The sequence below is a fragment of the Enterobacter sp. UNJFSC 003 genome (genome assembly GCF_036903355.1).
Lineage (GTDB): Bacteria > Pseudomonadota > Gammaproteobacteria > Enterobacterales > Enterobacteriaceae > Enterobacter.
Map to the genome: position 1 here is coordinate 1 of NZ_JBAKHK010000379.1, position 231 is coordinate 231.

1 pseudogene is annotated in these 231 nt (G+C 57.1%); it reads right to left on the minus strand.

The features are described 5' to 3' along the window. Positions 1–231, minus strand: a pseudogene (locus tag V5P19_RS24635) (phage portal protein); the annotation flags it as partial.

The window sequence follows — 231 nt, forward strand, 5'->3', positions numbered from 1 at the left end:
GTCCGGCTTCTATCAGCATCACCGCTTCCTGAACTTCTTTCAGACCATCGATGGCCATACGACCGGAGCCTATCCAGTCGCAGTTCCCCCAGGCACTGCGGGCTTCCTGAAAACTGAAGCGCGCTTTTGAAGGTAACGTCACCACGCGGCGAACGATGGCCTCTTCCAGCCAGCACAGAAACATCTGGCTCGCCTGACGGGATGCGACGAATTTTCGCCGCCCCATAAAGT